This window comes from Microcoleus sp. BR0-C5 (assembly GCF_036705045.1).
Taxonomy (GTDB): domain Bacteria; phylum Cyanobacteriota; class Cyanobacteriia; order Cyanobacteriales; family Microcoleaceae; genus Microcoleus.
Window position 1 is genome coordinate 1 of record NZ_JAUBTR010000130.1, and the last position, 8,560, is coordinate 8,560.

At 47.0% G+C, this 8,560-nt stretch carries 5 protein-coding genes; 3 read left to right on the forward strand and 2 right to left on the reverse strand.

Features of this window, described 5'->3' with window-relative positions:
• Window positions 1-276: 276 nt before the first annotated feature.
• Complete coding sequence (locus QUB08_RS30650) at window positions 277-879, reverse strand: Uma2 family endonuclease (protein WP_333229915.1); 603 nt, start codon at window positions 877-879, stop codon at window positions 277-279.
• A gap of 289 nt (window positions 880-1,168) precedes the next feature.
• The gene (locus QUB08_RS30655) at window positions 1,169-2,830 is read right to left on the reverse strand and encodes a glycosyltransferase family 39 protein (RefSeq protein WP_333229917.1); all 1,662 of its coding nucleotides are present in this window, start codon (window positions 2,828-2,830) and stop codon (window positions 1,169-1,171) included.
• Window positions 2,831-2,904: 74 nt separating this feature from the next.
• Here QUB08_RS30655 and QUB08_RS30660 point away from each other — a divergent pair, with 74 nt between their 5' ends.
• From QUB08_RS30660 to QUB08_RS30670, 3 genes are all read left to right on the forward strand, one after another.
• Entirely contained in the window at window positions 2,905-4,392 is a 1,488-nt protein-coding gene (locus tag QUB08_RS30660) for a hypothetical protein (RefSeq protein WP_333229919.1), read from the forward strand.
• 489 nt (window positions 4,393-4,881) lie between these two features.
• Window positions 4,882-5,286, forward strand: coding sequence for a DUF4347 domain-containing protein (locus tag QUB08_RS30665; protein WP_333229921.1), 405 nt, complete (start codon window positions 4,882-4,884; stop codon window positions 5,284-5,286).
• Window positions 5,287-6,066: 780 nt separating this feature from the next.
• On the forward strand, window positions 6,067-8,560 hold a 2,494-nt coding region (locus QUB08_RS30670; protein WP_333229923.1), incomplete at its 3' end, for a DUF4347 domain-containing protein.

Here is an 8,560-nt window from a genome sequence, read left to right on the forward strand (position 1 = left end):
GGGATTTTAAAGTCCCAAAAGCCTTTCGACCCCAATTATTTGACTGCTACCCCTTGACAGGTCAAGACAGTATCTACGAGAATTTGGGCACACGCGATCGCTTTTGTTCTTGGGTGGGGGCGGGTTTTTGAGATTGTTGGTTTCTGACATAGATGGTTGGTGAAACCCGCCCCTACGAGAATTTGGGCACACGCGATCGCTTTTGTTCTTGGGTGGGGGCGGGTTTTTGAGATTGTTAGTTTCTGACATAGATGGTTGGTGAACCCCCCCCTACAATCATTTTTCAGGTGCAATTTCTTGATCTACTTGTTCAAAATTCACTTTATTATATATATCTGCCACAGCAATTTCAAAAGATACTGAAGCAAGCGCGATCGTCTCATCCAATTCATTGTACTCAGCAAACGACCATCGCTTATCATCCGTCTTAGAAAAATGTTCGATATATCTCCGATTTTGGTCGATCAATAAGTATTCTTCAAGAGTGGGAATTGTGCGGTATCCCTCAAACTTTTTGCTGCGATCGTATCCTTTAGTTGAAGCTGACAAAACCTCAATAATTACCCTGGAATTGGTAATCGTATCGGTGCGGTTATTATAATACTCCGGCTTCCCACATACTACCATCACATCGGGATAAGTATAGATGCGCTTCTTGGGTATCCACAAGCGGACATCGCTCATAAACACTCGATAGTCTAGTTTTTTGAACGCAAAATTTAGTTCGGCATAGAAATTGCCAGCTATTTGATTGTGATTGGTAGAGCCACCGGCCATAGGAAATATTTCACCGTCAATGTATTCGCTTTTGTAGTCAGCAGCTTCTTCTAGTGCTAGATATTCCTCGATCGAGTAGTATCGTTGTTCAGTAAGTTGCATAGTTCTATTAGAGAGCATTTAACTGAGACTTTTGTTTAGTGTAACATTTTTGGGTAAGCTTTTTAAGGTTGAGTTTGTGTAGGGGGTTTTTGAGATTGTTGGTTTCTCGTATAGATAGTTGGTAAACTCGTCCGCACCCAGCCGATCGCCTAGATTTATCTGATATGCGATTGCATCCCAAAAATGTTGATTCGGATTTGTCGTTGGGTGGGGGCGGGTTTTCGAGATTTTTGGTCTGAGGCGATTATGGTTGGTGAACCCGCCCCTACGAGAATTTGGGGAAACACGCTTATTTTCGAGTTACCACAACCCAATCGTCCGCTGTTTTGACAATCTCAGCATTCTGCAAACCTAAATGTTTTAAAACTGGTTTTTCTAACAGAAAATAAGGTTGAGGAAGAGTTTGCCATTTCTGTTTGAGCGTCGGCGCGTCGGCGACAATAACTTGGCGTTGACTATAAAAATTCAGCGATGGACGGCCCAAGCGGTGAGAAGTAAACACCTGTTGACCCGCCGGAGTTCCTGTGCGGACAATTTCGGCGATCGGCTTAACAGGATAATCCTCCGCCAGTTCCCAAACCCAGTTATCCGAAGCCATCAATACCAACAGCGTCAGGTAAGTTCCCCAAATTAAAACTAATATAAACTGCCGATCTTTGCGGTGCAGCAACACGGCCGCCATTGTCATTGTCAAACCTAGAAACATCAGCATTAACTGCAAATCTCGCTGGGGAGGTGCAATTTGTCCCCCGATCCGTACCCAGCCACTGAAGTACACGCAACCGACGACAGCAACTACAGCCAGCATTGCCAAAATCGCGGGATGAGGCAACAAAGAAATAGCATCAAAACGTTCTTCTGCTTCCTCTTTAATTGGCTCTGGCGGCAGCCACAGTTGCTCCCAAACTTCAGCGATATAACTGCCAACGGCAAGAGCAAAAGCTGGATAAATTGGCAAAACATACCACGGCAATTTAGTAGTCATCACAGAAATAGCCAGCAGATATACTCCTGTCCAAACCAATACTAATTTTGGCCCGGGAAAACTGCGATTTTCCCAACTCAAACGCAGCCCTTGTAGCCAAAATAACTGCCACGGCCAAGCTAATTTTAAAATTTCTAAAAGATAATACCAAGGCGGGCCTCTGTGACTGCTGACAGGTTCCGAAATGCGCCGGAAAGATTCGTTAACTAAATTAGCGTGGATGAAATATTGGCCGTAGTGCAGCCATTGGGCAAAATACCAAGCCGCTACTGGCAATGTTCCGATCGCCAATCCACCCCAAAGATACCCAGAAGTGAGGAGTCGCGGGGTATCCCAAACCAAAAAAATACAGCCAACAGCAGCCAGCAGCAGCCCCAACATCACGCCCTTAGTGAGGCAAATGAGTCCGAACCCAATCCCCGCGCCCAAAGCGTAGCGCAAATCCCGGCGCGATCGTAGCAAACACCACATCGCCCCCAGCAAAAAACACAAAACCGCCCCATCCAACATCGCCAAACGTCCATGCCGCACCACCGGTAACAGCGTCAGATAAACGAGGGCAGAAAAAATGGCGATCGAGCGTCTGGGAAACAACTCCCTGCCAATGGCGTAAAGCAGCGGCACTGAAGCCGCCGTCAGCATCGCCGGTGCCAACCTCGCCGTCAATTCGCTGACACCGCCGACGGCAAAACACAGCCCGATTAGCCAGTGTACCAGCGGCGGTTTGTTGAAATAAGGCATAGAGTCGATCGTCGGATACAGCCAATTTAAGTTGCCGCGCCAAATTTCGCGACTTACCTGCGCTGCAATGCCTTCATCCCAATCCCGCAAAGCCACGCCGCCCAGATTCAGCCCGAAAATCAGCACTGCAGCCAACAGAAAAGCCAGCATCCACACTTTGTCTGTAAAGCTGTCATTCCAGCGATTTTTCAGTTTGTGGCCCAGGAATGGAAAGATTTCTGACATAAGTTAAGAGAGTTTTGAGCGTCCCAAACTGAAGGTAAACTTAGACAGCAGTTATTTGCGACTAGGAAAATACCATGAACTTGCCTGTAATTATAGATATTATCATTGGCTTAGTCTTTATCTACCTGAGTTTAAGCTTGCTAGCTTCGGAAATTCAGGAACTGATTGCTACTGTTTGGCAGTGGCGGGCGGAACATTTAAAGAAGTCGATCGAAGTGCTGATTTCGGGAGGCAGCGAAGGCGCGAAAGATCCCCTGCAATTTAAGAGAGTCGGACAGTTGGCACATTCGATTTACGCCAATCCGATTATCAAGGATTTGAATCAGGGAGCGAAAGGGCTTTTATCAGAGGGATTCCGCTCTGTTACGCACCGCATGGGGGATTTGTACCACGGACTTACGGGTACTAAAAATGTTTTCGGCAATAAATCCAGTGGGCCTTCTTATATTCCAGCCGAGTGTTTTTCGGCTAGCCTTTTGGAGACTTTAAAGGTTTCTAGTTTGCTCAGCTCTATTTCTAAAACCCGATTGGAAAAATTTAAAACTTTACAATTAGCACAAATTCAACAGATTGGAGTAAATCTGAGTTTGCCGGCTGCTACTAAACCGATTATTGAGCAAGAATTTAGGTGGCTGACTGCGGAGTTCAATCGAGTTGTCGAAGATTATCAAAACAATTTAGCAAGTTTGAACAACAGCTTAGATCGGATGTCGGAAAAGCTAGGATTTTATATTAAGGATTCTCAGGTTTATCTACCAGAAACCGAGCTAGGAGGGAGAGAATTTCAGAGGCAGATGGCATTTGTCAAGGCTCGTTTTGACAGCAGAAATGAGCGGGTGGCGCTGCTGGGGCAACTGCAACCGAGTTTCAGCAATCTGTTAAATACTGTTAAAAAAAGTCAAGATACGGTAGCAGAAATTATGGATATTAAAGAGGAGAGTCCAATTTATCAACAAATTCAAGAAACCTTGGACAGTATGCCAGAATCTTTGAAACGTAGCCTTTATATTTTAGCGCAGCGGGCTGAAAAAGGCGGCGGAGATACTCAAGAGCAGTTGCAGCGGTTTCAGAAAGAAATTGAAATTTGGTTTGACCAATCGATGGAGCGTGCTTCTGGTGTTTACAAGCGGAATGCTAGAGGGGTGGCGATTTTGCTCGGAACTGCGATCGCTGTCGCTGCTAATGCTGATAGCATTCATATTATTAATCGGTTGTCGAAGGATTCGATGTTGCGATCGACTGTTAACTTGTACGCTGAGCAGTTGGTGGAAAAAAATGCTAGGACTAAATTAGATAATTTAACAAGTCTGAGAAAAGTTCAAAAGGATGTAGATATAGCTTTGGATGAGGTAGCTCTACCTTTTGGATGGAGCGAACAGAACAGCTTAGAACGAGATAAGCAGGGGAATTTATTGTGGCCGGCTTTGATTGCAAAATTGTTTGGTTGGATATTGAGCGGTGTAGCTATTTCTATGGGGGCTGGTTTTTGGTTTGAGGCGCTCAACAAGATTATTAATATTCGCAATGCAGGGAAAAAACCGCCATCTTCCACAGAATCTTGATCGGTACAGTTGCGAGGCCAATCTACTAAGTGTCATACCCTTTTAAATTTTAGATTTTAGATTGCCGAATGACTGAAGACTATCGAGGTTTGAAGCATGGGCTTATATCATGTCCGGTCGTGCGACCGCGATTGTTGTAGGGGCGGGTTCACGAACAATACCTGCCAATAATTGACAATCTCAAAAACCCGCCCCGACCAGGATATTATGGTTAATCGCTCGGACATGATATTACAGTTGGATTCTTTTTTGAAAGTGGGATCACGGACAGGATACCGGATCGATCTGTAATTGCGCGTTTGCCGGAAGTAAGGGAAAACACGCAGAATATAAATTCCGTGCGATCGCGGATGGCAGTGCAGCAGAAATAGGGCAAACTGATAGATAGGTGAAATAAGAATGAGCGAAATAAACAAGGTCGCTGGCAGTTTCAGAAGCTCTGATTCCAAGGCTGTATCTACCGCTAAACTCACTTTTGGAGGACGGAATATGTTGACTTCTTTAAGGGAAACGACTCGCGCCTGGGAATACGCAAATCCCCCATCCAAAAGCTTTGTAGTCAAGGACTTCAGCATCAATGAAGGTGGATATTTTGTTTCCAGAATTTTGGCTGGTGAATCGGACTGCATCGAGAAAATTACCTCGGCACTTCAAAAATATGCCTCTATCCTTAGAGAGATTGACAAAGTTGGCTCGACTTGTGAGGGCCTATCGGGCAAACTGCAATTAGGCTTGGTTATCCTCAGTTCAGATTACGTGGAACCATACAAAAGTCAATTGTCAAAATCGCATAGTTCTCTGACTCAAAACAGCGGACTTGGTTGGTGTTATGCCGATCGAGATAGTGATACACTCAGCAACGGCGGTGGGCGCGATCGACTGTTTGCTAATTAAGGAGAGTGATTTAATGGAGGGTATGGAACGTACCGAGGGCAACTGGGCCCGAATACAATTGTAATTAGGGAGGAAGGCGCGATCGCAATCAACGATTTCGATCTGACTAAATCAGCAATCATATCAACTCCCGCTGAATAATTTGAATCACGTTTGTAGTGAGGTGGGCTGTCCTCAAAGTGTCGGTAGCATCCCATAAGTCAATTGATTTCCCGCGATGGGTTCCACTTAATATTAGACCGTTTTGACTGTTAGTAAATGCGACCAAACGTCCTGGTAATCAGTATTTTGGTGTACCGCAAACCTAGCAGCTTCAAAGCATATAAAATTATTCAAAATCTACATAATTGAGTATCACCTTGGATGAAATACACCTAGGTAAACTGTAGTGCCTTGTGCCTATAGGTAAAATACCACACTCAAATAAAAACTACTAAATATAATTAAGATGAGTTATCCTGGGGGAAATTACCTCCACCATTTCCGAGTACCTAAAAGCAGGCTACTGTTAGCCAAATAAGGTAGCAAAAATTTGATATTACAACCTAGATTGATTTATTTGAAGAGGCGCGATAAATGTTGTAATATATTCCCAGCGGTAGAGGCAAAAGTTTCCATTATTGGTGAATAGGTAATCGATAAATGTGGCTCAAAATAAATCATAAAAATATTTTAAAAAGTACACCATATCTCAATTGAGTGTTAAGATATAATGAAATAAGCCTGATGAGATTACTCCGGGGTGTATCTACTAATAATGCCCTTAATGGAGTCTCCAATATGAGTTCTACATTCGCTCAAGTTAACTCACAATCTGCTTTTGAAAAACAGCCACTGCGCTCCTTAGTCTTCATTGACTCCGGCGTGGAAGATTACGAGTCAATTACAGCGGGAGTGCTACCGGGACAGCAGGTAGTAATACTCGATCACACCAAAAACGGCCTCGAACAAATCACCTCCGAGATGGAAAAGTACGCCTCTACTAACGGGGCGATAGACTCGGTTCACATTATTTCTCACGGCAGTTCTGGCAGCCTACAATTAGGCAATACCGCTCTGGGTTCAGATAACATAGAGCAATACAAAAGCCAGTTGGAAAAGTGGCAAAGTTCACTAGCCCCACAAGCAGACATCATGCTGTACGGCTGCGATGTAGCAAGCGGTACAGGTGCTAATTTCGTCGATCGATTCAGTCAATTAACCGGGGCTGATGTTGCGGCATCTACCAACACAACCGGCCGCGGCGGCGACTGGAATTTAGAATTTGCTAATGGCCAAATTGAATCTCCCTTAGCCTTGACTCCAGAGGCAATGGCAAGTTATCAAGGTGATTTAGCTACGATCGTAGTAGCCAACAATAGCGATAGCGGGCCGGGATCATTAAGGGCTGCGATCGCCACCGCTGTTGCCGGCGATATCATTACCTTCGCCCCAGGTTTAGCCAACCAAACCATTACTCTCACCAGCGGTCAACTCGATATTCCCGTTGGCAAAAACATCACCATTGACGGCGCAGCAGCAGCGGGTTTAACCATCAGTGGTAACAACGCATCCCGCGCCTTTTTTGTCAATGCCAACGTTGCGACGGCTACCAATTTGGTTGTCAAAAACCTGATTATTACTAACGGCAAAACTACCGATCGAGGTGGCGCGATCGGCACAACCGACGAAGTAAACCTCACAGTAGAAAACGTTCAGTTCAACAACAACGTCGCCGATAAAGGTGGTGGCGCAATTTTCGGTAATTTCAACAATACCCTGACTGTTACCAACAGTAAATTCAACGGCAACGTAGCCACCGCAGCTAACGATGAACGCGGTGCAGGTGCGATCGGCTTTTTGAGTTTCAAAACTATTACAGTCACCAACAGCGACTTCACCAACAACAAAGGAATTAACGGCGGGGCAATTAACAGCCTTCAAGGTAAGCTGACAATTGACAACTCCCGATTCATCGGCAACGACACCACAGCAGCCACTTTCGCCACAGGGCAGGCCAATTCTTTCTTAAGGGGTTTCGGCGGCGCACTTTATACTGATCGAGCCAGCAATCCGAGCGAAGCTTCCGGCACAATCAAGATCACCAAAAGTGTATTTCAAGACAATAAAGGTCGAGGTGAAGGAGGCGCAGCTTATCTGTTCACCGGTAGCCAAGACAATGTAATTTTGGAAAACAGCACCTTCCAAAATAACGAAATTCTGGCGCTACCCAACGGTGGAAATGCTGGAAATGGTGGTGGGGTAACGATTTTGAGCGACAGCACCAACCAGGGATTGACCATTGCCAACACCACCTTTGCTGGCAACAAAGCCAATAATCAAGGTGGCGGCCTGTGGATGCGAAATGCCCCTACTACGATTACTAACAGTACGTTTTCTGGCAACTCCACGGCGTTTGCTGCTGGTAATTTCAACAAACTCGGCGGTGCAATGACTCTTGGTGCACCCACAACCATTCTCAACACGACGATCGCCGATAATTCTGCAGGCTGGGTTGGTGGAGGTATCTTCGCCGCTGCCAATAATGTTACTCTCAAAAACACGATTCTTTCCAACAATACAGCAGCTAACGGAGGAAACCCTTGGGGCATTCAGCAACACGTCACCGCCCAATATAGCGATCAAGGAGGGAATTTTCAGTGGCCGGCCAAAAACCCCAATGACGGAAGTGATGTCAATGCGACGGCAAGTGTGACGATCGCAGACCCCTTACTTGGCCCTTTGCAAAACCTCAACGGCGCTTTAATCAGGCCGCTGCTGACAGGAAGTCCGGCAATTGATAAAGGGATTGCCACCGGCGCACCCGCTACGGATCAGCGCGGCGTGACTCGCCCTCAAGATGGTGACAGCATTCCAGGCGCGATCGTGGACAGCGGCTCTTTTGAATTGGGAGGTAGTGTCGTCCCAGTGCCAACTCCGACGCCCGCGCCAACTCCCACTCCGACACCGACGCCCGCGCCAACTCCGACGCCCGCGCCAACTCCCACTCCGACACCGACGCCCGCGCCAACTCCGACGCCCGCGCCAACTCCCACTCCGACACCGACGCCCGCGCCAACTCCGACGCCCGCGCCAACTCCCACTCCGACACCGACGCCCGCGCCAACTCCGACGCCCGCGCCAACTCCCACTCCGACACCGACGCCCGCGCCAACTCCGACGCCCGCGCCAACTCCCACTCCGACACCGACGCCCGCGCCAACTCCGACGCCCGCGCCAACTCCCACTCCGACACCGACGCCCGCGCCAACTCCGACGCCCGCGCCAACTCCCA

Bases quoted from the DNA above. Each gene is read 5' to 3' on its own strand.
- QUB08_RS30660 (WP_333229919.1), top strand. From the start codon at position 2,905: ATGAACTTGCCTGTAATTATAGATATTATCATTGGCTTAGTCTTTATC.
- QUB08_RS30650 (WP_333229915.1), bottom strand. From the start codon at position 879: ATGCAACTTACTGAACAACGATACTACTCGATCGAGGAATATCTAGCA.
- QUB08_RS30665 (WP_333229921.1), top strand. From the start codon at position 4,882: ATGTTGACTTCTTTAAGGGAAACGACTCGCGCCTGGGAATACGCAAAT.
- QUB08_RS30655 (WP_333229917.1), bottom strand. From the start codon at position 2,830: ATGTCAGAAATCTTTCCATTCCTGGGCCACAAACTGAAAAATCGCTGG.